This is a genomic window from Paraburkholderia phenazinium, from assembly GCF_900142845.1.
Taxonomy (GTDB): Bacteria; Pseudomonadota; Gammaproteobacteria; order Burkholderiales; family Burkholderiaceae; genus Paraburkholderia; species Paraburkholderia phenazinium_A.
This window is the reverse complement of the sequence record NZ_FSRU01000003.1, coordinates 681,097-703,280: the sequence shown is the minus strand read 5'-3', so window position 1 is coordinate 703,280 and position 22,184 is coordinate 681,097. Positions and strand designations below refer to the sequence as shown.

Sequence of the window (22,184 nt, the reverse complement as noted above, 5' to 3'; positions counted from 1 at the left end):
GCGAAGTCAGCCGTCGTTGCGCGTCAGCAGCATCGCGTCGCCGTAGCTGAAGAAGCGATAGCGCTCCTCGATCGCATGCCGGTAAGCCGCGCGGATCGTCTCGATGCCCGCAAACGCCGACACCAGCATCAGCAGCGTCGACTTCGGCAAATGGAAATTCGTCACCAGCCGGTCCACCACGCGGAACCTGTACCCCGGCGTGATGAAGATATCGGTCTCGGCGGCGGTCGCGGCGAGCGGCCGGCCGGCGGCTTCGGCGTCGCGCGCGGCGGCTTCGAGCGCGCGCATCGAGGTCGTGCCCACTGCGATCACGCGGTTGCCGCGCGCCTTCGTCGCGGCGATCCGCTCCACCAGCGTTTGCGGCAACTGATACCACTCGCTATGCATCTTGTGCTCGGCGAGGTTCTCCACCCGCACCGGCTGGAACGTGCCCGCGCCCACGTGCAGCGTCAGTGTGGCGCGCTCCACGCCGCGTGCGTCGAGACGGGCGAGCAGCGCGTCGTCGAAGTGCAGGCCCGCGGTCGGCGCGGCCACCGCGCCCGGATTCTGCGCGAACACCGTCTGGTAACGGGTTTCGTCGGTGGCGTCGGGGCCGTGCTCGATATAGGGCGGCAGCGGCAGGCGGCCGAACTGCTCGATCAGCGTCAGGCAGTCTTCAGGGAAGTGCAGCGTATAGAACGGCTCGACGCGCTCGCCGACCGTCACGTCGAACGCGTCGGCGAGGCGCAGTGTCGTGCCGGGCGCGGGGCTCTTGCTGGCGCGGATCTGCGCGAGCGCCGTGCGCTCGCCGGTCAGCCGTTCGACCAGCACCTCGATCTTGCCGCCGCTGGCCTTCTGGCCGAGGAAGCGCGCCTTCAGGACTTTGGTATCGTTGAACACCAGCAGATCGCCCGGCGCAATGCAGTCGGGCAGTTCCGCGAAGCGGCGGTCGGTGAGGCGCGCGGGCGTAGCGAGGCCGTCTACCTCGAGCAGACGGCTCGCGCTGCGCTCCGGCAACGCGGTTTGCGCGATCAACTCGGGCGGCAGGTCGAAATCGAAATCGGAAAGCGTGAACATGCGAACGGGCTGGATGCTGGACGTGAAACGAAACGGAATTGGGCCGAAGCCGGGCGGAATTGCACCGAAGCCCCGCGGCGTGCGGCTATGATTGCGGGACGCCGCAGCGGCGCCACACGGCTGGTTCCAGCCGGCGCGCTGCGAGGCCGCGAAACCTTTGAAAGCCGATATTGTACTTGCGAAGCAACCCATGCCTTTGTCCGACCGCCGTTTGCCCTCTGCTACTGACGAAGTGAGCGCCGAGCCGAAGCGCCCCGCCGCTCGCGGCAAGGGGGGCGAACTGCTCAATGCCGGACCGGGGAAAGAAGCCAAAGCGGCCAAGGTGACCAAGGTCGCCGGGACGGGCGAGACGTCCAGAACACCGAAGGCGGCGAAGACATCCAAGGCCGCCAAGACCGCGGACAAGGCCACGCCGGCGCTCGCCAAAACCGTGGACAAGCTCGCCAAACTCGGCCTCACAAGCGACATCAATCTGGTCCTGCATCTGCCGATGCGCTACGAGGACGAGACTTCGCTCACGCCGATCGCGCATCTGTTGCCGGGCGGCATCGCGCAGACCGAAGGCGTGGTGTTCGACAACGAGATCGCCTATCGTCCGCGCCGTCAGTTGCTGGTCAAACTGCGTGACGAAGACGGCGACGAACTGGTGCTGCGCTTTCTGAATTTCTACGGCTCGCAGGTCAAGCAGATGGCGATCGGCGCGCGGCTGCGCGTGCGCGGCGACGTCCGTGGCGGCTTCTTCGGGATGGAGATGGTGCATCCGGCGGTGCGCGTCGTCGACGGCGACACGCCCTTGCCGCAGGCGCTGACGCCTGTCTATCCGAGCACGGCGGGGGTGAGTCAGGCGTATCTGCGCAAAGCCATTGATAACGCGCTGTCGCGCACGGCGTTGCCGGAATTGTTGCCGGAAGCCGTCGCCAGGACGTACTTGCAGCCGCTCGGCGTGCCGCCGCTGATGGAGGCGGTGCGCATGCTGCATCACCCGGGCGTGGATTCCGATGAAACCGCGCTGATGGACGGCACGCACCCCGCCTGGGTGCGGATCAAGTTCGAGGAACTGCTCGCGCAGCAGATGTCGCTCAAGCGCGCGCACGACGAGCGCCGCACTCGCGCGGCGCCGAGCATGCCGCGGCGGACGGCGGACGACCCGGCCTCGCTGGTGGCGCGTCTCCTGAAGGCGCTGCCGTTTTCGCTGACCCGTGCGCAGGAGCGCGTGGGCGGCGAGATCGCGCTGGATCTGACCCAGCCTCACCCGATGCAGCGCCTCTTGCAAGGCGACGTGGGCAGCGGCAAGACCATCGTCGCCGCGCTGGCCGCCGCGCAGGCGATCGACGCCGGTTATCAGGCCGCCCTGATGGCGCCCACCGAAATCCTCGCCGAACAACACGCGCGCAAACTGCGCGGCTGGCTGGAGCCGCTCGGGGTGAGCGTCGCGTGGCTGGCCGGCAGTCTGAAGACAAAGGAAAAGCGTGCGGCGATCGAAGCCGCGGCGCTCGGCACCGCGCAACTGGTGATCGGCACGCACGCGATCATTCAGGATGCCGTGGAGTTCGCGCGTCTTGGCCTCGTGATCGTCGACGAACAGCACCGTTTCGGCGTCGCGCAGCGGCTCGCGCTGCGCGCCAAGGCGCATCCCCCAGGGGGACTTCCTCCGGGGCGGAACGCGGCGGACGGCGCGAGCGGCTTCCAGCCGCACCAGTTGATGATGTCCGCCACGCCGATCCCCCGCACGCTGGCGATGACCTACTACGCGGATCTCGACGTCTCGACCATCGATGAGTTGCCGCCCGGCCGCACGCCGATCCTGACCAAGCTCGTCTCCGACGCGCGCCGCGAGGAGGTGATCGGCCGCGTGCGCGAGGCGGCGCTGACGGGGCGCCAGGTCTACTGGGTGTGTCCGCTGATCGAAGAAAGCGAGACGCTGCAGCTTCAGACCGCCGTCGAAACCTACGAAACGCTGATCGCCGCGTTACCCGAACTGAACGTGGGTCTCGTGCACGGGCGGCTCGCGCCGGCGGAAAAAGCGGCGGTGATGGACGCGTTCACCCGCAACGAGGTGCAGTTGCTGGTGGCGACCACGGTGATCGAAGTGGGTGTGGACGTGCCGAACGCGTCGTTGATGGTGATCGAGCATGCTGAACGCTTCGGCCTCGCGCAGTTGCATCAGTTGCGCGGTCGGGTCGGGCGGGGCAGCGCGGCGTCCGTCTGCGTGCTGCTTTACACCGGACCACTCTCGATGACGGCCCGCGCCCGTCTGCAAACCATGCGCGAAACCACCGACGGCTTCGAAATCGCCCGCCGCGACCTCGAAATCCGTGGCCCCGGCGAGTTTCTCGGCGCGCGCCAGTCCGGCGCCGCCATGCTGCGGTTTGCCGACCTCGAGCAGGACGGCTGGCTGATCGAGCCGGCGCGCGAAGCGGCGGCGCATCTGCTGCAAGCGCATCCGGACGTCGTCACCCAGCATCTGGCGCGCTGGCTCGGGGCGCGTGAACAGTACCTGAAGGCCTGACAGTCCAAACGAAGGTCCAGCGAAGGTCCGAACGAAGGTTCGAAGCGGGCGTGTCGCCGAAGACGTCGAACGCAACGGTGACGGTCGGTAACCTTTACGGGCAATCCCGGGTGCCGGGGGTGGTTGGCGAATTGGCCCCATAGGTGTATAACTGAAACCTATCGAATTCATCGCACTGATTGGTCCCCAATGACGCTCACTGAATTGAAATATATCGTCGCGGTTGCTCGCGAGCGGCATTTTGGCCGCGCGGCCGAGGCGTGTTTCGTCAGCCAGCCGACGCTGTCGGTGGCGATCAAAAAGCTCGAAGACGAGCTGAACGTGCAGATTTTCGAGCGCGGTACGAGCGAAGTCAGTGTCACGCCCATCGGCGAGCAGATCGTCACCCAGGCGCAACGGGTGCTGGAGCAGACGCTTGCCATCAAGGAAATCGCCAAGCAGGGCAAAGACCCGCTGGTTGGGCCGCTGCGCCTTGGCGTGATCTATACGATCGGACCGTACCTGCTGCCCACGCTGGTCAAGCAGATGATCAAGCGCGTCCCGCAGATGCCGTTGATGCTGCAGGAGAATTACACGCTCAAGCTGATCGAGTTGCTCAAGCAGGGCGAGATCGACGTCGCCATCATGGCGCTGCCGTTCCCGGAAACGGGCCTGATGCTGCGCCCGCTCTACGACGAGCCGTTCGTCGTGGCGCTGCCGTCCGGCCATGCCTGGGAACACCGCGCGAAGATCGATCCGGACGACCTCAAGCAGGAAACCATGCTGTTGCTCGGCAGCGGTCATTGTTTCCGCGATCACGTGTTGGGCGTGTGCCCCGAGCTGATGCGCTTCTCGCAGAATGCGGACGGCATCCAGAAGACGTTCGAAGGCTCGTCGCTCGAGACGATTCGCCATATGGTGGCGAGCGGCGTCGGCATCACGGTTCTGCCGCGCATGTCGGTGCATGAAGTGAAGGCGCATGCGGGCGGCATCGATGCGGGGCTGCTCAGCTATGTGGCCTTCGACGAACCGGTGCCGGATCGCCGGGTGGTGCTGGCCTGGCGCAAGAGCTTCACGCGCATGCCCGCCATCGACGCGATCTGCGACGCCATCAACGCCTGCGATCTGCCCGGCGTGAACAAGCTCGATCTGCCCGTCGCGGTGAACTGAGCACGCCTTTCGAGGCAAGGCCGGCGCCGCCGCGGGCGCTGGCCGGCAGCACTTCGGGCCGATAGCGTCGGCCCCTATCGAATAGATAAAATTAATCAAATACTAATTTTCGATAGCATTGTTATAGTTTCCTCCATGGATCACCCGATCCCACAAGACACGGAGGAAGTCATGACCCAGTCTCACGCGCAGCAATCCCAGCCGCTTTCCACCCAACGTACTGTGCCGGTCAATCGCCTTGCGGCGTCGCTGAGCAGCATGCGCACCGTTGCGTTCTCGTTGCTGGTCGACCGCGCGCTGAGCGCCTGAGCCGTCTTCCGGACGGGTGGGCCGCTGCATCGCAAGACTGCGCGCGCAGCCTGCTTTCCTCACAACAACACTACCTCACCAGGAATACACGATGTCTGAAAGCAAACTTACTACCGCGGCCGGCACGCCCGTCGCCGACAACCAGAATTCGATGACCGCCGGCGCCCGTGGCCCGGTCGTACTGCAAGACGTCTGGCTGCTCGAAAAGCTGGCGCACTTCGACCGCGAAGTGATTCCGGAGCGTCGTGTGCACGCCAAAGGCTCGGGCGCGTTCGGCACGCTGAAGGTGACGCAGGACATCTCGCGCTACACGAAGGCCAAGGTGTTCGCTGAGGTCGGCAAGGAAACGCCGCTCTTCATGCGCTTTTCGACGGTAGCAGGCGAGCGCGGCGCCGCCGACGCGGAACGCGACGTGCGCGGCTTCTCGATCAAGTTCTACACGGAAGAGGGCAACTGGGACATCGTCGGCAACAACACGCCGGTGTTTTTCATCCGCGATCCGCTCAAGTTCCCGGACTTCATTCACACGCAAAAGCGCGATCCGTACACGAACCTGCGCAGCAACGTGGCGGCGTGGGACTTCTGGTCGCGTCATCCGGAGTCGCTGCACCAGGTGACGATCCTGATGAGCGATCGCGGCATTCCGCAGAACTACCGTCAGATGCACGGCTTCGGCTCGCACACGTTCTCGTTCATCAACGCCAAGGATGAGCGCTTCTGGGTGAAGTTCCACTTCAAGTCGATGCAGGGTATCGAGAATTTCACCGACGCCGAAGCGGCCCAGGTCGTGGCGCAAGACCGTGAAAGCGCGCAGCGCGATCTGGTGGGCAACATCGACAGCGGCAACTTCCCGAGATGGCGCTTCTGCATTCAGGTGATGCCGGAAGCGGATGCGGCGACGTATCGCTACAACCCGTTCGACATCACCAAGGTGTGGCCGTACAAGGACTACCCGCTGATCGACGTCGGCACGATCGAGCTGAACCGCAACGCGCAGAACTACTTCGCGGACGTCGAGCAGGCAGCCTTTACGCCGGCCAACGTGGTGCCGGGCATCGGCTTCTCGCCCGACCGTCTGTTGCAGGGGCGTCTGTTTTCGTACGGCGACACGCAGCGCTATCGCCTCGGGATCAACCACCACCAGATCCCGGTGAATGCTCCGCGTGTGCAGCGTCAGCATTCGTTCCATCGTGACGGTGGGATGCGCACGGACGGCAATCTCGGCGCGACGGTGAACTACGAGCCGAACCGCTTCGGCGACTTCGCGCAGGACCGCAACGCGGCCGAGCCGCCGCTCGCCGCGGGCGTGGTGGACCGCTACGACCATCGCGAAGACGAGGACTACTACAGCCAGCCGGCTGCGCTGTTCCGGCTGTTCGACGCGGCGCAACGCGAGCGCTTCTTCGGCAACATCGCACGCCATATCAACGGTGTGCCGCAAGAGATCGTCGCGCGTCAGATGGAGCATTTCCGCCGGATCGATCCGGCGTATGCGGAAGGGGTGGCGGCTGCGCTGGCGGCACTCCAGAAGGCTGCGAAGTAAGTATCAAGCGAAGCATGCGCGATGCCGGCTAACGGGGCCGGCAGGTGCTGCAGGCTCAGGCGGTTAAAGCACACCGCCTGGGCCGATCCGATAGTGATGGCGAGCGCATGCGCGTGTTGCCGGTTCGAAGACGAAGCGAAGGAGAACGATCATGGTTCATATGTTGAGTACCGGCAGCGCACGGCTCGCGCGTGACGCACGGATGGTGTTTGGCGGCAACTTCTCGCGCAAGCTGGTCGGGCTCGCCATCGTGACGAGCGGCTATGCGTTGATCGCGTCGCACGCGCTGCAACACCTGTCGGGCCACTAACCCTGACCGACGAAGTTTTTTGCACTTTTCACACGGAGGTTGTCATGTCGCTTCACCCTACGCGCAATACTCTGCCGCAAGAGATTCGGCGCAAGTCTGTGGATCTGCTCGGCCATTCGCTCGTCACCGCGATCGACATGCAGCGGCAGGCGAAGCAGGCGCACTGGAACGTGAAGGGTCCCAACTTCATCGCGCTGCATTTGCTGTTCGACGAGCTTCACACTGCCGCTATCGAGTGGGCCGATCTGAGTGCGGAGCGTCTCGTCGCCCTCGGCGGCACGGCCGACGGCCGGGTCCAGCAGGTGGCGGACAAAACGCCGCTCGAACGGTATTCGCTCGAATGGCAGGACGGCAATGACCACGTGCGCCAGATCGCGGGTGCGCTTGCGAAATACGGACAGCAGATGCTTGCGGCCATCATGGAGTCGGGTAGCGCTGGAGATCCGACGACATCCGATCTCTTCACCCAGATCTCGCGTGCCGTGGACGAATATTTGTGGAAGGTCGAAGCCCATCACTACGCAAAGTAACGCGAGTGAAGACACAGCCGAGGGCAACGCCCTGGTGGTGTGGGCAACCTCAGGTTGCTGACGGTCTGGCGTTGGTGTGCAACGCGGCTCGCGGGCAGCGGTCGTGCAAAATTTGCGTATTTGTACGATAAACTGGCGGACGTTCGCAGGTACAGGGTTTGCGCATTGGCGCATCGTGCTCTGCCTGCCGCTTCGCACCACTCGTCAAAAGGAGTCGTCATGGCCAAAAAAGAAACCGTGCAACACGTCAACATTGGTATCAGCGACAAGGATCGCAAGAAGATCGCCGACGGCCTGTCGCATCTGCTCGCCGATACGTACACGCTGTATCTGAAGACCCATAACTTCCACTGGAACGTCACGGGTCCGATGTTCAACACGCTGCACCTGATGTTCGAGACGCAGTACAACGAACTGGCGCTGGCCGTCGATTCGATCGCCGAACGCATCCGTGCGCTGGGCGTGCATGCGCCGGGCAGCTACAAGGAGTTTGCGAAGCTGTCGTCGATCCCGGAAGCGGACGGCGTGCCCGCAGCGGAAGAGATGATTCGCCAGTTGGTGGAAGGCCAGGAAGCCGTGGTGCGCACCGCGCGCGGCATTTTCCCGGCAACGGAAGCCGCCAACGACGAGCCGACCGCCGACCTGCTCACGCAACGCATGCAGACGCACGAAAAGACCGCGTGGATGCTGCGTTCGATGCTGGCTTAAGCGGTAGCGAGCTGAAGTACCGGGCCTCCCTGAACGGGAGGCTTTGTTTTTGGTGGGCCGAACTTAAACCGAAGCGGCGCGCCATTGCGCTGCGCGCTTTCGCAGTGCCCCTCGCGCACATACCTTAAAATGTGGCCACCGCCTGCACTTGACGACGCCCGCCCATGTTCGCCCGACTTCCCCTGTTTCTGCGCCTCGTCCGCATGGACAAGCCGATCGGCAGCCTGCTGCTGCTCTGGCCGACACTCAACGCGCTGTGGATTGCGTCGGAAGGGCGTCCATCGCTGTCGCTGCTGGTGATCTTCACGCTGGGCACGATCCTGATGCGCTCGGCCGGCTGCGCCGTCAACGACTATGCCGACCGCGATTTCGACCGCTACGTGAAGCGCACCGAAAACCGGCCGATCACCTCCGGCAAGATCAAGGCGTGGGAAGCGCTGGTGCTGGCCGCGGCGCTCGCGCTGGTGTCGTTTCTGCTGATTCTGCCGCTCAATACGCTGACCAAAGAGCTCTCGGTGGCGGCGCTGTTCGTGGCGGGTTCGTATCCGTTCACCAAGCGTTTCTTCGCGATCCCGCAGGCGTATCTGGGCATCGCCTTCGGGTTCGGCATCCCGATGGCCTTTGCCGCCGTGCAGGGCCATGTGCCGATGCTCGCCTGGCTGATGCTGCTCGCCAACGTGTTCTGGTCGGTGGCGTACGACACGGAATACGCCATGGTCGATCGCGACGACGACATCAAGATCGGCATCCGCACCTCGGCGCTGACCTTCGGCCGCTACGATGTCTTTGCGATCATGCTGTGCTACGCGTTCACGCTCGGCATCTACATTCGTATTGGCTTGACGCTGGGTTTTGGTCCGCTGTATTGGCTCGGCTGGGCCGCGGCCGCGGGCTGCGCGATTTACCACTACACGCTGATCCGCAATCGCGAGCGCATGCCGTGCTTTGCCGCCTTTCGCCATAACAACTGGCTGGGCGGCGCGCTGTTTGTGGGGATTGCGGCGCACTATGCGGCTGCGTCGTTCTGAGGGCGGCGCAGCGCGGCCGCGCAGTCTGCCGGACTGAAGCGGCCTGGTGGTTAGCCGCGGGCCGCTCGATCCCCCTTACAGCTTGCCGAACTCGTCGCCCATTTCCTTGGCCCGCGCATCGGCCGCCAGCACGCCGCGCACGATCGCATCCTTGATGCCGCTCGCGTCGAACGAGGCAAGCGCGGCCGCCGTCGTACCGCCTTTCGACGTCACCCGTTCGCGCAATACACCCGGCGGCTCGTCGGATTGCGCAGCCAGTTGTGCGGCGCCGGTGAAGGTTGCGACGGCCAGCGCGCGGCCTTGCGCTTCGTCCATGCCGAGCTGGCGCGCGGCTTCCTGCAGCGCTTCGATGAAGTAGAACACGTAGGCCGGCCCGCTACCCGAGATGGCAGTCACGGCGTCGATCTTCGCTTCGTCGTCGAACCAGACGGTCTCACCCACCGCGCCCAGTACCTGGGCGGCGAGCGCACGGTCTGCTGCGTCGACACTGCCCGTCGCCGTCAGGCCGGCGACGCCCATGCCGATCAGCGCAGGGGTATTGGGCATCACACGCACGATGCGTTGATGGCCGTTGAGCCAGCGCGACAGATTGTTGCTGCGAATCCCCGCGGCAATGCTGATCACCACCTGCCTGTCGCCGAGATGCGGCGCCAGTCCTTCCGCCACCGTCTTGAGAATCTGCGGCTTGACGGCCAGCACGATCGCGTCGAACGGCGCGAGCGCGGCATCCGCGCCGGCGCCCGTGCGAACGCCGAACTGTTGCTCGTTGCGCTTGCGGGCGTCTTCGTTGGGGTCGATCGCGTACAGGTCGGTCGGCGCGACGCCGTGTTTGATCAGGCCGCCGATGATTGCAGCAGCCATGTTGCCGCCGCCGATGAAGGCAATTTTCATGATGATCCGGGAGAGGTCAGTGGGAGTAATCGCGGGCGCCGAAAATCGCCGTGCCGACGCGCACGATCGTCGCGCCTTCGAGCACCGCGGCTTCGAGATCGCCCGACATGCCGATCGACAGCGTATCCAGTTCGAGTCCGTCGGCACGGAGCCGCTCGAACAGTTCGCGTAGCTGGCGATGCGGCGCGCGTTGTGCTTCGATGGTTTCGGCCGGTTCGGGAATCGACATCAGACCGCGCAGGCGCAGTTGCGGCAGGGCGGCGATCGCGTGCGCCGCTTCGGCCGCTTCAGCCGGCGTCACACCGGCTTTCGACGCCTCGCCGCTCACGTTCACCTGCAGGCACACATTGAGCGGCGGCAAATGCGCCGGACGCTGTTCGGCGAGCCGCTGCGCAATCTTCAGCCGGTCGACCGAATGCACCCAGTCGAAATTCTCCGCAACCGGGCGCGTCTTGTTCGATTGCAGCGGCCCGATGAAATGCCATTCGAGCGATGCGCGCAGGTCCGCCAGCGCCTCGATCTTCGTCAACGATTCCTGCACGTAGTTTTCGCCGAACATACGCTGGCCGGCCGCATGCGCGGCGCGCACGTCTTCGGCGGGAAACGTCTTCGACACCGCGAGGAGGGCGACCGAACGCGGGTCGCGTCCCGCGAGTTGCGCGGCAAGGGCAATCCGCTCCAGAACCGCGTGGAAGTTGTGTACGAGATCGGGCATGAGACGTCAGGAGAAATCTGCACAGGGACGATGTACCGGATTATACGGACCCCCGCCGCGCCATCTCGTTCATCACGCGTACAGCATGTGCTCGACGAGTTCGATCCAGTGCGCCACTGGCGTCGAGGTGCCGCTTTGCAGGTGCGCAATGCAGCCCACGTTGGCCGAGACGATGACCTGCGGTTCCTGGGCCTGCAGTTTCTCGAGCTTCTGATCGCGCAACGCATACGAGAGCGTGGGCTGCGTCAGCGAATAGGTGCCGGCCGAACCGCAGCACAGATGGCTGTCCGCCGGCAGACGCACTTCAATGCCGAGCGCGGCCAGCACGTGCTCGACCTGGCCGCGCAACTGCTGACCGTGCTGCAGCGTGCAGGGCGGATGGAACGCCACGGTATGGACGGCGCGGCGGCGCGTCACGGCGACGAGCGACTCTTCGAACTCCGGCAGGATCTCGGAGATGTCGCGCGTCAGTCCGACAATGCGCCGCGCTTTCTCGGCATACGCCGGATCGTGGCGCAGCAGGTGCGCGTATTCCTTGACCGTGGCGCCGCAGCCGGAAGCGTTCATCACGATCGCCTCCACGCCCTGTTCGACGTACGGCCACCAGGCGTCGATATTGGCGCGGATATCGTCGAGCGCTTCGTCGTTGTAGCCCAGATGCAGCCGGATCGCGCCGCAGCAGCCGGCTTCGGCGGCGACGATCGTCTCGACGCCGAGCGCATCGAGCACGCGCGCGGTGGCGATGTTGACGTTCGGCATCATGGCCGGCTGCACGCAACCGGCGAGCATCAGCATCTTGCGTTCGTGCTTGGCGACGGGCCACTCGAGCGGGCGCTGGCGCGCCGGCACCTTGTCGCGCAACTTCTTCGGCAAGAATGCGCGCACGTGCTGGCCGAGCCGCATGGCCGGCGTGAATAGCGCGCTGTTCGGCACGAAGCTCGCCAGCACGCGGCGCAGCAGCCGTTGGCCGAAAGGACGGGTCACCTTTTCTTCGGTGATCTTGCGGCCGATTTCCACCAGTCGCCCATACTGCACGCCCGATGGGCAGGTGGTTTCGCAATTGCGGCAGGTCAGGCAGCGATCCAGATGGGTCTGGGTACTGCGCGTCACCTCCGCGCCTTCGACCATCTGCTTGATCAGATAGATGCGCCCGCGCGGTCCGTCCAGCTCGTCGCCGAGCAGCTGGTAGGTCGGGCAGGTGGCGGTGCAGAAGCCGCAATGCACGCACTTGCGCAGGATGGCGTCGGCTTCGGCGCCGTCGGGGGTGTGGCGAATGAATTCCGCGAGGTTGGTTTGCATCGCGCCGCTCAGAAGTCGGGGTACAGCCGGCCGCGATTGAAGATGCGGGCTGGGTCAAAAGCGGCTTTCAGGCCACGGTGGATTTTCATCAGCGGGGCGGGCAAGGGTGTGAACACGCCCGCGCTGCGGTCATAGCCGTGACCGGTGCGGAAGATGGTGGCGTGCCCGCCCGCCTGTTTGGCGCTGATGCGCACGGTTTGCGCGTCGGTGTCGGTGATCCACCAGCGCTGGCCGCCGCCCCATTCCATCAACTGGGCGCCCGGCAGTTGCAGCGGCTCCGTGATCGACGGCAGCGCGAGGCGCCACAGGGCGTTTTTCGGTCCAATGGCCGCGAAGAACGGGTCGGTCTGCTCGCGCAGGCCGGCCCAGAAACGTTCGGCTTCGACGGCATCGACCACCTCGCCGCCCAGCGCCGAGCGCGCCGATTTGACGGCCGCTTCGGCGCCGGCGAGGCGCACTGCGAGCGTGCCGTTGCGCCACGCGCTCGCGGTGATCGGCAGCGGCCTGCCGCCCCATTCGTTGAGCTTGCGCACGGCGTCGGTGCCGTTCATGTCGAATTTGAGCGTGGCTTCGGCCTTCGGCAACGGCAACACTTTCACCGACAACTCGAGGATCAGGCCGAGGGTGCCGAGCGAACCGGCCAACAGCCGCGAGACGTCGTAACCGGCCACATTTTTCACCACCTGGCCGCCGAAATGGAGCACCTGGCCCTGGCCGTTCATGATGACCGCGCCGAGCACGAAGTCGCGCGCGGCCCCGGCGGACGGGCGACGCGGACCGGCGATGCCGGCCGCGATGCAACCGCCCAGAGTAGCGCTAGGCCCGAAATGGGGTGGCTCGAAGGCGAGCATCTGGGCATGGTCGGCCAGCGCCGCCTCGATTTCCAGCAGCGGCGTGCCGGCGCGTGCGGTGATGACCAGCTCGGCCGGGTCATACGCAATGATGCCGCGATGCGCGCGCGTGTCGAGGATGTCTCCCTCCAGCGTCTGCCCGTACCAGTCCTTGGTGCCGCCGCCGCGAATGCGTAGCGGGCGGCCTTCGGCGGTGGCCGAACGGATGCGTTCGGACCATGCGGCGACGGTGTCGTCCTCTTCCATGGTGTCCTGCTTCGTTGTGTTTCGCTCGATTGTACCTGGCAGAGGCGTGCTGACAACCCGGAGCGGACCCGCATCGGGTTGTCGGTGGATCGGGGGAAGCCGCCTAAAAGCGCGGCAGGTCCGGATGCGGCAACAAGCCGCCGCGCACGTGCATCTTGCCGTACTCGGCGCAGCGCGCTCGCGTAGGGATGCCCTTGTCCGGGTTCAGCAGGCCGGGCGGGTCGAAAGCCCGTTTGACGGCGTGAAACGCATCGCGTTCTTCGGGCGAGAACTGCACGCACATGGAATTGATCTTTTCGATGCCGACGCCATGTTCCCCCGTCACCGTGCCGCCCAACTCGACGCACGTCTCGAGGATGTCCGAGCCGAACGCCTCGGCACGGTGCCACTCGTCCAGATCGTTGCCGTTGAACAGGATCAGCGGATGCATGTTGCCGTCGCCGGCATGGAAAACGTTGATACAGCGCAGCTGGTACTTCTTTTCCATCACTTCGATGCGCGCCAGTAGCGGCCCGATACTGCGACGCGGCACCGTGCCGTCCATGCAGTAGTAGTCCGGGGAGATGCGGCCCGCCGCCGGGAACGCGTTCTTGCGCCCGGACCAGAAGCGCAGGCGTTCGCTTTCGGAGCGCGAAATCTGGATGCGCGTCGCGCCGTGCTCGCGCAGCACGGCCGTCATGCGGACGATTTCGTCGGCCACTTCTTCGGGCGTGCCGTCCGACTCGCATAGCAGGATGGCGGCGGCGTCGAGATCGTAACCGGCGTTGACGAATTCTTCGACGGCGCGCGTCGCCGGCTTGTCCATCATCTCCAGACCGGCCGGAATGATGCCCGCCGCGATGATGCCGGCGACCGCATCGCCGCCTTTCACGACGTCGTCGAAACTCGCCATCACGACCTGCGCGGTCTGCGGCTTGGGGATCAGCTTGACGGTGACTTCGGTGACGATCGCGAACATCCCTTCGCTGCCGATCAGTACCGCCAGCAGGTCGAGCCCGGGCGCGTCGGGCGCGAGCGAGCCGAACTCGACCACTTCGCCTTCCATCGTAATGGCCCGCACCCGCAGCACGTTGTGCACGGTCAGGCCGTATTTCAGGCAGTGCACGCCGCCGGAATTTTCCGACACGTTGCCGCCGATCGTGCAGGCAATCTGCGACGAAGGATCGGGAGCGTAGTAGAGCCCATAGGGCGCGGCGGCTTCAGAAATAGCGAGGTTGCGCACGCCCGGTTGAACCGTAGCGGTACGCGCATATGAATCCACTTCGACGATTTTTCTGAAGCGCGCGAGCGACACCACGACGCCGTGGCGGATCGGCATGGCGCCGCCCGACAGACCCGTGCCGGCGCCGCGCGGCACGATCGGCACATCGAGCCGGTGGCAGATCTGCACGATGCGCTGCACCTGCGATTCGGTTTCCGGCAAGGCAACCGCCAGCGGCAGCCGGCGGTAGGCGGCGAGACCGTCGCACTCGTAGGCGACGGTGTCTTCCTCGCGGTAGAGCAGGCAGTGGGTCGGCAGCACGGCCATCAGTGCCTGCACGACCTCGCGTTGGCGCTGCGCGAGCACTTCAGCCGACAGTTCGGCGGGTGCGTTCATCTTTCGTCTCCTCGTACTCTGTTGCGCCGGGGCGCGGTCATGCCGCGCGAGGTGTGACAGGTGTCAGCGGGCGAGGCTTAAGCGGCCCAGGAGAAAATCTTGCCGGGGTTCATCAGATTGCGTGGGTCAAGCGCGTGCTTGATCGAGCGCATCGTGTCGACGGCGACCTCGCCATGTTCTTCCAGCAGGAAGCCCATCTTGTGCAGACCGACGCCATGTTCGCCCGTGCAGGTGCCGTCCATCCGCAACGCGCGCTGCACGATGCGCTGGTTGAGCCGTTCGGCCTCGACGAGTTCTTCGGGCTTGGCCGGGTCGATCAGGATCGCGACGTGGAAATTGCCGTCGCCCACGTGCCCGACGATCGGGCAAGGCAGCGGCGAGGCCAGCAGATCCTGTTCGGTTTCGACCACGCATTCCGCGAGCCGCGAGATCGGCACGCACACGTCGGTGGTCACGGCGCGGCAGCCGGGCTTCAGTTGCAGCATGGCGAAATAGGCGTTGTGCCGTGCGTTCCACAGACGGCTGCGGTCTTCAGGACGGGTGGCCCATTCGAAGCCTTCGCCTGAGTTCTGCGCGGTGATCTCCTGCACCGTTTCAGCCTGCTCCTTCACGCCGGCTTCGGTGCCGTGGAATTCGAAGAAGAGCGTGGGCGCTTCGCGCAGCGTGAGGTTGGAGTGGCGGTTGATCGAGCGGATGGCGAGCGAATCGACAAACTCCACGCGCGCAATCGGCACGCCCATCTGAATGGTTTCGATGACGGCGCGCACCGCGTCGCCCATCGACGGAAACGTGCACACCGCTGCCGAGACGGCTTCCGGTTGCGGATAGAGCCGCAGGGTGATTTCGGTGATGACGCCGAGCGTGCCTTCCGAGCCGACGAACAGGCGCGTCAGGTCATACCCCGCCGACGACTTGCGGGCTCGCGTGCCGGTCTTGATGACGCGGCCGTCCGCCAGCACGACGGTGAGGCCGAGCACGTTCTCGCGCATCGTGCCGTAGCGCACGGCGTTGGTGCCCGAGGCGCGCGTCGCGGACATGCCGCCGATGCTCGCGTCCGCTCCTGGGTCGATCGGGAAGAACAGGCCCGTGTCGCGCAACGCTTCGTTCAGTTGCTTGCGCGAGATGCCCGGCTCGACGGTGACGGTGAGGTCTTCCGCGTTGATGGACAGCACCTGATTCATCTCGGACAGATCGATCGACACGCCGCCCTGGACCGCCAGCAGATGGCCTTCCAGCGACGACCCGTTGCCATAAGGGATGATCGGCACATCGTGCTGCCCGCAAAGCCTGACGATGGTCTGCACGTCTTCCGTATTGCGCGCGAACACCACGGCGTCGGGCAATTGCGGGTCGAACGGGGACTCGTCGCGGCCATGGTGGGCGCGCACGGCTTCGGCGGTCGAGACGCGCTCTCCGAAAGCGGACTTGAGCGAGGTGAGCAGTTCGGCGGGGAAGGGACGGCGCAAGGGGGCCGGCGGCGCGGGATGATTCACACGTGTCTCCTGGTGACGGGCATGGCGTCTGTAGCTTCTGATTCATTTTACGCCGATCGTCCGGCGGCCGGCGCCTGGCCGGACAGCCGATCCTATAATGGCGGCGTTATCGGGATGTGCGTGGCAGAAGCGTGGCAGAAGCGTGGAATGCGTTGAATGCGTGCGCCCGGTGAATGGCAGGCGCTTCGGACACTGAAAGGACGGCACATATCATGGGCAACCGCTTGAGCAAGATCGCCACCCGCACCGGCGACGATGGCACCACGGGTCTCGGCGACGGCCGCCGGGTGCGCAAGGACGACTTGCGGATCACGGCGATCGGCGAGGTGGACGAGCTCAATTCGAATCTCGGCGTGCTGCTGTGCGAAACCTTGCCGGACGACGTGCGCTCGGCGCTCACGGCAATCCAGCACGATCTGTTCGATCTGGGCGGCGAGCTGTGCATCCCCGGCCACACGATGATTACTGACAGGCATCTCGGCCAGCTCGACGGGTGGCTCGCCGAATACAACGCGACGCTGCCGCCGCTCAAGGAATTCATTTTGCCCGGCGGCTCGCGGCCGGCCGCGCTCGCGCACGTGTGCCGGACGGTGTGCCGGCGCGCCGAGCGCGCCATTGTGGCGCTCGGCCAGAGTGAGACCATCAACGCTGCGCCGCGCCAATACGTCAACCGCCTGTCCGATCTGCTGTTTGTGCTGGCGCGCGTGCTCAATCGGGCGGACGGCGGCAGCGATGTGCTCTGGCAGCATCAGCGCGGCTCGAAGTAAGGCACCTGCATAGACGAGGCGTCCAGCCGGCACGCTGCACTGCGACAAAATGCCGGGGTTTCAGTGCCGCTTAAAAATGTATTGTAAATACATCTTTAAGCGAGGACATCGCAATGAGCACACTGACAACTGACCAGATTGCCCGCGTCAAAGCCACGGTTCCCGTTCTGGCCGCGCACGGCACGACGATTACCCGGCACTTCTACAAGCGCATGTTTGCGCACCATCCAGAGTTGAAGAACGTCTTCAACCAGACCCACCAGATCAGCGGCAGCCAGCCAGAAACCCTCGCGCGGGCGGTCTACACCTACGCGGCGAACATCGACAATCTCGGCGTACTTGGCTCAGCCGTCTCGCGGATCACGCACAAGCATGCAAGCCTGAACATCCGCCCGGAGCACTATCCGATCGTGGGACGGCATCTGTTGGGTGCGATCGTCGATGTGCTTGGCGATGCGGTGGACAAGCCGACCATGGACGCGTGGGAAGCGGCCTATGGGCAACTCGCGGACATCATGATCGGCGCCGAAGCCAGGCTTTATAGCGGCGCCGCATGGACCGGCTTCCGGCCCTTCGTGGTAGCGCGCAAAGAGATCGAGAGCGACGAGATCGCGTCGTTCTATCTGGCGCCTGCGGACGGTTCGCCGGCATGCAGCTTCGAACCCGGCCAGTATCTGAGCGTGAAGCGTTTTGTCGATGAGCTGGGTGTCGATCAACCGCGTCAGTACAGCCTGTCCGACGCACCGAATGGACACTGGTTGCGCATCTCCGTGAAGCGTGAAGCGGGACGTGAAGACACGCCGGCGGGTCATGTGTCGAACCTGCTGCACGATGGCGTCGAGGCCGGCACGATTGTGCATGTCAGCGCGCCGATGGGCGACTTCACGCTCAAGCGCGCCCGGACGACGCCTGTTGTGCTGGTGAGCGGCGGCGTGGGCGTGACGCCGATGATCTCCATGCTGTCGACGCTGCTTGCCGAGCGGAGTCCGCGCCGGGTGACCTTTGTCCATGCGTGCCGTAACGGCCGCGTGCATGCCTTCCGGCAGTGGTTGAACGACACGGTTGCGGCGCATCCGAACGTCGCGCGTGCGGTGTTCTACGAAGCGATTGACGCGACCGACAGGCAAGGCGTGGATTACGACTTCGAGGGCCGTCTCGACCTGACGAAACTCCTCGCGCAGGGCGGCGTGCCCGATGCGGATTACTACATCTGTGGACCGGTTCCGTTCATGCAGGCGCAACGCGACGCGCTGGTGGCGCTCAGTGTGGACGCCGGGCGCATTCATACCGAGGTGTTCGGCTCGGGGACAGTCGAGTAAAAGCCAGGCGCATGATTTGATTGAACGCGAGGCAAGCAAAGGGTAAGCGCGAGGCAAACGCGAGGCAAACCCCACGCACCGACCCGGCGCGCGTCAGCCGACGGCCAGCGTAACCGGCTTGCCGATCCGGCTCATCATTTCCACCAGTGTGTCGATGGTGAATTTGGCGGTCTTCTTGTTGACCACGTCGGATACCCGCGGGCGCGACACCATCAGGATCTCGGCCGCTTCGGCCTGCTTAAGATGGTGTTCGTCGATCCAGCTGGACAGTTCGGTCATCAACTGTTCCTTCAGCAGCCGCGTGTCGTTGATCTGTTTCTGCGACGCCGCGTGCAGCCGCGCCGCTTCTTCAGGGGCAAATCCGAGCTCAAGGAAGAGGTTGTCTCCCGGCTTGGTTACGTGACGGATTTTGGTGTCGATCGTCATTGCAATACCTTTCTCTCGTTGACTATGGCGCGATACCGCACCTCTGCAATCTCACAGTCATGCCGGCTGGTGGCCTGGGTTTTTTTCTGGAAGCAGTGCAGTACATAAATGGCTTCCTCAAACTTGCTTACGTACATCACCCGGTAAATGCCGTCACTCTCCTTGACGCGGATTTCACGCGTACTTGGGCCGACCGCCGCGAAGGGCTTCCAGTCGTCCGGGTCAAGACCTGCCTGGATTTTGCCCAGTTGAAAGCCAGCTTGCCGACGCGGTTCCTCTGGGAATGCCAGCAGATCGTTGTAGCTGGAGCCTACCCAGCGGATTTCTTTCTCGTTCCCCATGTGTCCCTTGCATGTATAAAATTGTATACCCATCTTCCGGGAAACTCAATACCTTTCCGTTCCCGCCATGGGTACCTACGTTACAGGGGTGGGGGGCGCGCCACCATTCGGCCGTTCGGCCAACTAAATGATTCGCAACGGCCTGTGACAGGACGAAAAAAAGCCCGGCTCACCGAGCCGGGCTTGCGATGCTGCCGAGGATTACCGCGCAGCGTGGCCGCTTAATTTCCGCTGCCGCGCGCCACGCGGCGCTGCCTGACTGCTTCGGCGAGGCCTTCCAGCACGGCGATGCTTTCGTCCCAGCCGATGCACGCATCGGTCACGCTCTGACCGTAGGTCAGCTCGCAGCCTTCCTTCAGATCCTGGCGGCCGGCCACGAGGTGCGACTCCACCATCACGCCGACGATCCGCTCGTCGCCGCCGGCAACCTGACGGCCAATGTCCGCGCAGACCGGAATCTGGTTTTCGTGCTTCTTCGAGCTATTGGCGTGGCTCGCGTCGATCATCAGACGTGCCGCGAGGCCGGCCTTGCCGATATCGGCGCACGCTGCGTTGACGCTGTCCGCGTCGTAGTTCGGCGTCTTGCCGCCGCGCAAAATGATGTGGCAGTCCTCATTGCCTGCCGTCGAGACGATCGCCGAATGGCCGCCCTTCGTCACCGACAGGAAATGGTGCGGCTGCGACGCCGCCTTGATGGCGTCGACGGCGATCTTCACATTGCCGTCGGTGCCGTTCTTGAAGCCCACCGGACACGACAGGCCCGACGCCAGTTCGCGATGCACCTGCGACTCCGTCGTGCGTGCACCGATGGCGCCCCACGAGATCAGGTCGGCGATGTATTGCGGGCTGATCATGTCGAGGTATTCGGTGCCGGCCGGCAGGCCGAGTTCGTTGATGCGCAACAGCAGCTCGCGCGCGGTGCGCAGACCTTCGTTGATCTTGAAGCTGTTGTCCATATGCGGGTCGTTGATGAGACCCTTCCAGCCCACCGTCGTACGCGGCTTTTCGAAGTACACCCGCATCACGATTTCGAGCTCGCCGGCGAAGCGCTTGCGTTGCTCGACCAGCCGTCCCGCGTATTCGAGCGCCGCCTTGGTATCGTGGATCGAGCATGGCCCGATGATCACGATCAACCGGTCTTCCATGCCGTGCAGGATGCGGTGCATCGACTGGCGCGAATGGTAGATCAGGTCCGACACCGCTTCTTCGCAGGCGAATTCGCGGATCAGGTGGGCGGGCGGCGTGAGTTCTTTCAATTCTCGAATACGGACGTCGTCGGTGTTGTGTGGGGGCATGGTTGTTCTCCAGGATTCAATTCGTAGCGTGAGCAGTGTGTTCGCGCAGGGCGAAAAAAAACCGCCAGACTCGCTGGCGGTTTTTCGGGAATTTCGGGTGCCTTACGTGCACTAACACCCCTCTCGATCCGCCAGCGGTCTGAGATGCCAAAAAAAGTAAAAATAAAACTTGGCGGACATGGCGAAAGTAAGGTCTGTGGCGAAAAAGGGTGAGTGACTTTATAACCCGTGCAGTCCCAGTTGACAACCAGGGGGCTGCGAAAATGCGGATAATCCGCATACTCCGTGCTTAGCGTGCACGAAGTATGCGTCAGATGACGATCAGGCCGTGCCGCCGACCGTCATCTTCTCGATGCGCAGCGTCGGCTGGCCGACGCCCACCGGCACGCTTTGGCCTTCCTTGCCGCAGACGCCCACACCCGAATCCAGCGCCATATCGTTGCCGATCATGGTGACGTACTTGAGCGATTCCGGGCCGCTGCCGATCAGCGTCGCACCCTTGACCGGGTAGGTGACCTTGCCGTTTTCGATCATGTAGGCCTCGGAGGCCGAGAACACGAACTTGCCGTTGGTGATGTCCACCTGGCCGCCGCCGAAGTTCACCGCGTACAGGCCGTTTTTGACCGAGGCGATGATTTCCCGCGGATCCTTGTCGCCGTTCAACATGTAGGTGTTGGTCATGCGCGGCATCGGCAGGGCGGCGTACGATTCGCGGCGCGCGTTGCCGGTCACCGGCATCTTCATCAGGCGTGCGTTCAGCGTGTCCTGGATATAGCCCTTCAGGATGCCGTCCTCGATCAGCGTGGTGCACTGGGTCGGGTTGCCTTCGTCGTCGATGTTGAGCGAACCGCGGCGGTTCGGCAGCGTGCCGTCGTCGACCACGGTGACGCCCTTGGCGGCCACCTGCTCGCCGATGCGTCCGGCGAACGCCGACGAGCCCTTGCGATTGAAGTCGCCTTCCAGACCATGGCCGATCGCTTCGTGCAGCAGCACGCCGGGCCAGCCCGGTCCGAGCACGACCGTCATCGCGCCGGCCGGGGCCGGGCGGGCGTCGAGATTGACCAGCGCGGCATGCACGGCGTCGTCGACGTACTTCGACAGCACGGCGTCGGTGAAATAGCCGTAGTCGAAGCGGCCACCGCCGCCGCCGCTGCCGATCTCGCGGCGGCCGTTCTGTTCGGCGATCACCGTGACGGAGACGCGCACCAGCGGCCGGATGTCGGCGGCCATCGCGCCGTCGCTACGCGCCACCAGCACCACGTCGTATTCGCCGGCCAGACCCGCCATCACCTGGGTGATGCGCGGATCGCGGCTGCGCGCCATCTGTTCGACGCGCTCGAGCAGCTTGACCTTGGCGGTCGCGTCGAGCGAATGCAGCGGATCGGACGGCAGATACAGGTCGCGCCCGGCCACGCCGGTCAGCGACGAGGCCACCTTGATCTTCTGCTTGCCGCCGCCGGCCTTGGCGATCGAGCGGGTGGCGAGGGCCGCCTGGCGGATCGCCTCGGGCGACAGGTCGTCCGAGTAGGCAAACGCGGTCCGGTCGCCTGACACGGCGCGCACGCCCACCCCTTGATCGATGCTGAAGCTGCCTGATTTCACGATGCCTTCTTCAAGGCTCCATGCTTCGCTACGGGTGGCCTGGAAGTACAGGTCCGCGTAGTCGATGCGGTGCGTGAAGATTTCGGCGAGCGTGCGGGTGAGCACGGCTTCGTCGAGGCCGTAAGGCGTGAGGAGCACGTCCTTGGCGGTGGCGAGATTGCGGATACCGGGTTCGATGATATTCATGCGAGGTCTGTTCT

At 64.6% G+C, this 22,184-nt stretch carries 21 protein-coding genes; 10 read left to right on the top strand and 11 right to left on the bottom strand.

Annotated features, from left to right (window positions below):
- Positions 1-6: 6 nt before the first annotated feature.
- The gene (gene queA, locus BUS12_RS36815) at positions 7-1,056 is read right to left on the bottom strand and encodes a tRNA preQ1(34) S-adenosylmethionine ribosyltransferase-isomerase QueA (protein WP_074302825.1); all 1,050 of its coding nucleotides are present in this window, start codon (positions 1,054-1,056) and stop codon (positions 7-9) included.
- A gap of 190 nt (positions 1,057-1,246) precedes the next feature.
- Here queA and recG point away from each other — a divergent pair, with 190 nt between their 5' ends.
- The 8 genes from recG (at position 1,247) to ubiA (ending at position 9,142) form a co-directional block, all read left to right on the top strand.
- A complete protein-coding gene (gene recG, locus BUS12_RS36810) occupies positions 1,247-3,565 on the top strand; it encodes an ATP-dependent DNA helicase RecG (RefSeq protein ID WP_074302394.1) in 2,319 nt (772 codons plus the stop codon).
- A gap of 189 nt (positions 3,566-3,754) precedes the next feature.
- Positions 3,755-4,714: a LysR substrate-binding domain-containing protein gene (locus BUS12_RS36805; RefSeq protein WP_074302393.1), complete on the top strand. Its 960-nt coding sequence runs from the start codon at positions 3,755-3,757 to the stop codon at positions 4,712-4,714.
- A 171-nt stretch (positions 4,715-4,885) separates the two neighbouring features.
- Entirely contained in the window at positions 4,886-5,023 is a 138-nt protein-coding gene (locus tag BUS12_RS39085) for a hypothetical protein (protein ID WP_171991775.1), read from the top strand.
- 91 nt (positions 5,024-5,114) lie between these two features.
- The gene (locus tag BUS12_RS36800) at positions 5,115-6,566 is read left to right on the top strand and encodes a catalase (protein ID WP_074302392.1); all 1,452 of its coding nucleotides are present in this window, start codon (positions 5,115-5,117) and stop codon (positions 6,564-6,566) included.
- Between the two features lie 151 nt (positions 6,567-6,717).
- Positions 6,718-6,876, top strand: coding sequence for a hypothetical protein (locus BUS12_RS39080; RefSeq protein WP_171991774.1), 159 nt, complete (start codon positions 6,718-6,720; stop codon positions 6,874-6,876).
- Between the two features lie 44 nt (positions 6,877-6,920).
- Positions 6,921-7,406, top strand: coding sequence for a DNA starvation/stationary phase protection protein Dps (gene dps / locus BUS12_RS36795; RefSeq protein ID WP_074302391.1), 486 nt, complete (start codon positions 6,921-6,923; stop codon positions 7,404-7,406).
- Between the two features lie 219 nt (positions 7,407-7,625).
- Complete coding sequence (locus BUS12_RS36790) at positions 7,626-8,114, top strand: Dps family protein (RefSeq protein WP_074302390.1); 489 nt, start codon at positions 7,626-7,628, stop codon at positions 8,112-8,114.
- Positions 8,115-8,278: 164 nt separating this feature from the next.
- Positions 8,279-9,142, top strand: a complete 864-nt coding sequence (gene ubiA, locus BUS12_RS36785) for a 4-hydroxybenzoate octaprenyltransferase (protein WP_074302389.1) — start codon at positions 8,279-8,281, stop codon at positions 9,140-9,142.
- A gap of 75 nt (positions 9,143-9,217) precedes the next feature.
- Here the strand turns inward: ubiA and proC are convergent, their stop codons facing one another.
- The 6 genes from proC to BUS12_RS36755 form a co-directional block, all read right to left on the bottom strand.
- The gene (gene proC, locus BUS12_RS36780; RefSeq protein WP_074302388.1) at positions 9,218-10,033 is read right to left on the bottom strand and encodes a pyrroline-5-carboxylate reductase; all 816 of its coding nucleotides are present in this window, start codon (positions 10,031-10,033) and stop codon (positions 9,218-9,220) included.
- Positions 10,034-10,049: 16 nt separating this feature from the next.
- Positions 10,050-10,748, bottom strand: coding sequence for a YggS family pyridoxal phosphate-dependent enzyme (locus tag BUS12_RS36775; protein ID WP_074302387.1), 699 nt, complete (start codon positions 10,746-10,748; stop codon positions 10,050-10,052).
- A 72-nt stretch (positions 10,749-10,820) separates the two neighbouring features.
- Positions 10,821-12,047: a glycolate oxidase subunit GlcF gene (gene glcF, locus BUS12_RS36770; RefSeq protein WP_074302386.1), complete on the bottom strand. Its 1,227-nt coding sequence runs from the start codon at positions 12,045-12,047 to the stop codon at positions 10,821-10,823.
- 8 nt (positions 12,048-12,055) lie between these two features.
- Positions 12,056-13,144, bottom strand: a complete 1,089-nt coding sequence (glcE, locus tag BUS12_RS36765; protein WP_074302385.1) for a glycolate oxidase subunit GlcE — start codon at positions 13,142-13,144, stop codon at positions 12,056-12,058.
- A 103-nt stretch (positions 13,145-13,247) separates the two neighbouring features.
- Positions 13,248-14,741, bottom strand: coding sequence for an FAD-linked oxidase C-terminal domain-containing protein (locus tag BUS12_RS36760; RefSeq protein ID WP_074302384.1), 1,494 nt, complete (start codon positions 14,739-14,741; stop codon positions 13,248-13,250).
- Positions 14,742-14,818: 77 nt separating this feature from the next.
- A complete protein-coding gene (locus BUS12_RS36755; protein WP_074302383.1) occupies positions 14,819-16,234 on the bottom strand; it encodes an FAD-binding oxidoreductase in 1,416 nt (471 codons plus the stop codon).
- Positions 16,235-16,446: 212 nt separating this feature from the next.
- On the opposite strand from BUS12_RS36755, the gene BUS12_RS36750 reads away from it, so the two are divergent.
- Together BUS12_RS36750 and hmpA are read left to right on the top strand one after the other, a co-directional pair.
- On the top strand, positions 16,447-17,001 hold the full coding sequence (locus tag BUS12_RS36750) for a cob(I)yrinic acid a,c-diamide adenosyltransferase (protein WP_074302382.1): 555 nt from the start codon (positions 16,447-16,449) through the stop codon (positions 16,999-17,001).
- A gap of 113 nt (positions 17,002-17,114) precedes the next feature.
- The gene (hmpA, locus tag BUS12_RS36745) at positions 17,115-18,320 is read left to right on the top strand and encodes an NO-inducible flavohemoprotein (RefSeq protein WP_074302381.1); all 1,206 of its coding nucleotides are present in this window, start codon (positions 17,115-17,117) and stop codon (positions 18,318-18,320) included.
- Between the two features lie 93 nt (positions 18,321-18,413).
- Here hmpA and BUS12_RS36740 read toward each other — a convergent pair whose 3' ends face one another.
- From BUS12_RS36740 to tldD, 4 genes are all read right to left on the bottom strand, one after another.
- Positions 18,414-18,746: a helix-turn-helix domain-containing protein gene (locus BUS12_RS36740; RefSeq protein WP_074302380.1), complete on the bottom strand. Its 333-nt coding sequence runs from the start codon at positions 18,744-18,746 to the stop codon at positions 18,414-18,416.
- The gene (locus BUS12_RS36735) at positions 18,743-19,087 is read right to left on the bottom strand and encodes a type II toxin-antitoxin system RelE/ParE family toxin (protein ID WP_074302379.1); all 345 of its coding nucleotides are present in this window, start codon (positions 19,085-19,087) and stop codon (positions 18,743-18,745) included. Before BUS12_RS36735 ends, BUS12_RS36740 begins: the two co-directional genes overlap by 4 nt.
- A 221-nt stretch (positions 19,088-19,308) precedes the next feature.
- Positions 19,309-20,382 (bottom strand): 3-deoxy-7-phosphoheptulonate synthase AroG, encoded by a 1,074-nt coding sequence (gene aroG / locus BUS12_RS36730; protein WP_074302378.1) that lies wholly within the window; start codon positions 20,380-20,382, stop codon positions 19,309-19,311.
- A gap of 321 nt (positions 20,383-20,703) precedes the next feature.
- A complete protein-coding gene (tldD, locus tag BUS12_RS36725; RefSeq protein ID WP_074302377.1) occupies positions 20,704-22,170 on the bottom strand; it encodes a metalloprotease TldD in 1,467 nt (488 codons plus the stop codon).
- Positions 22,171-22,184: the final 14 nt, after the last annotated feature.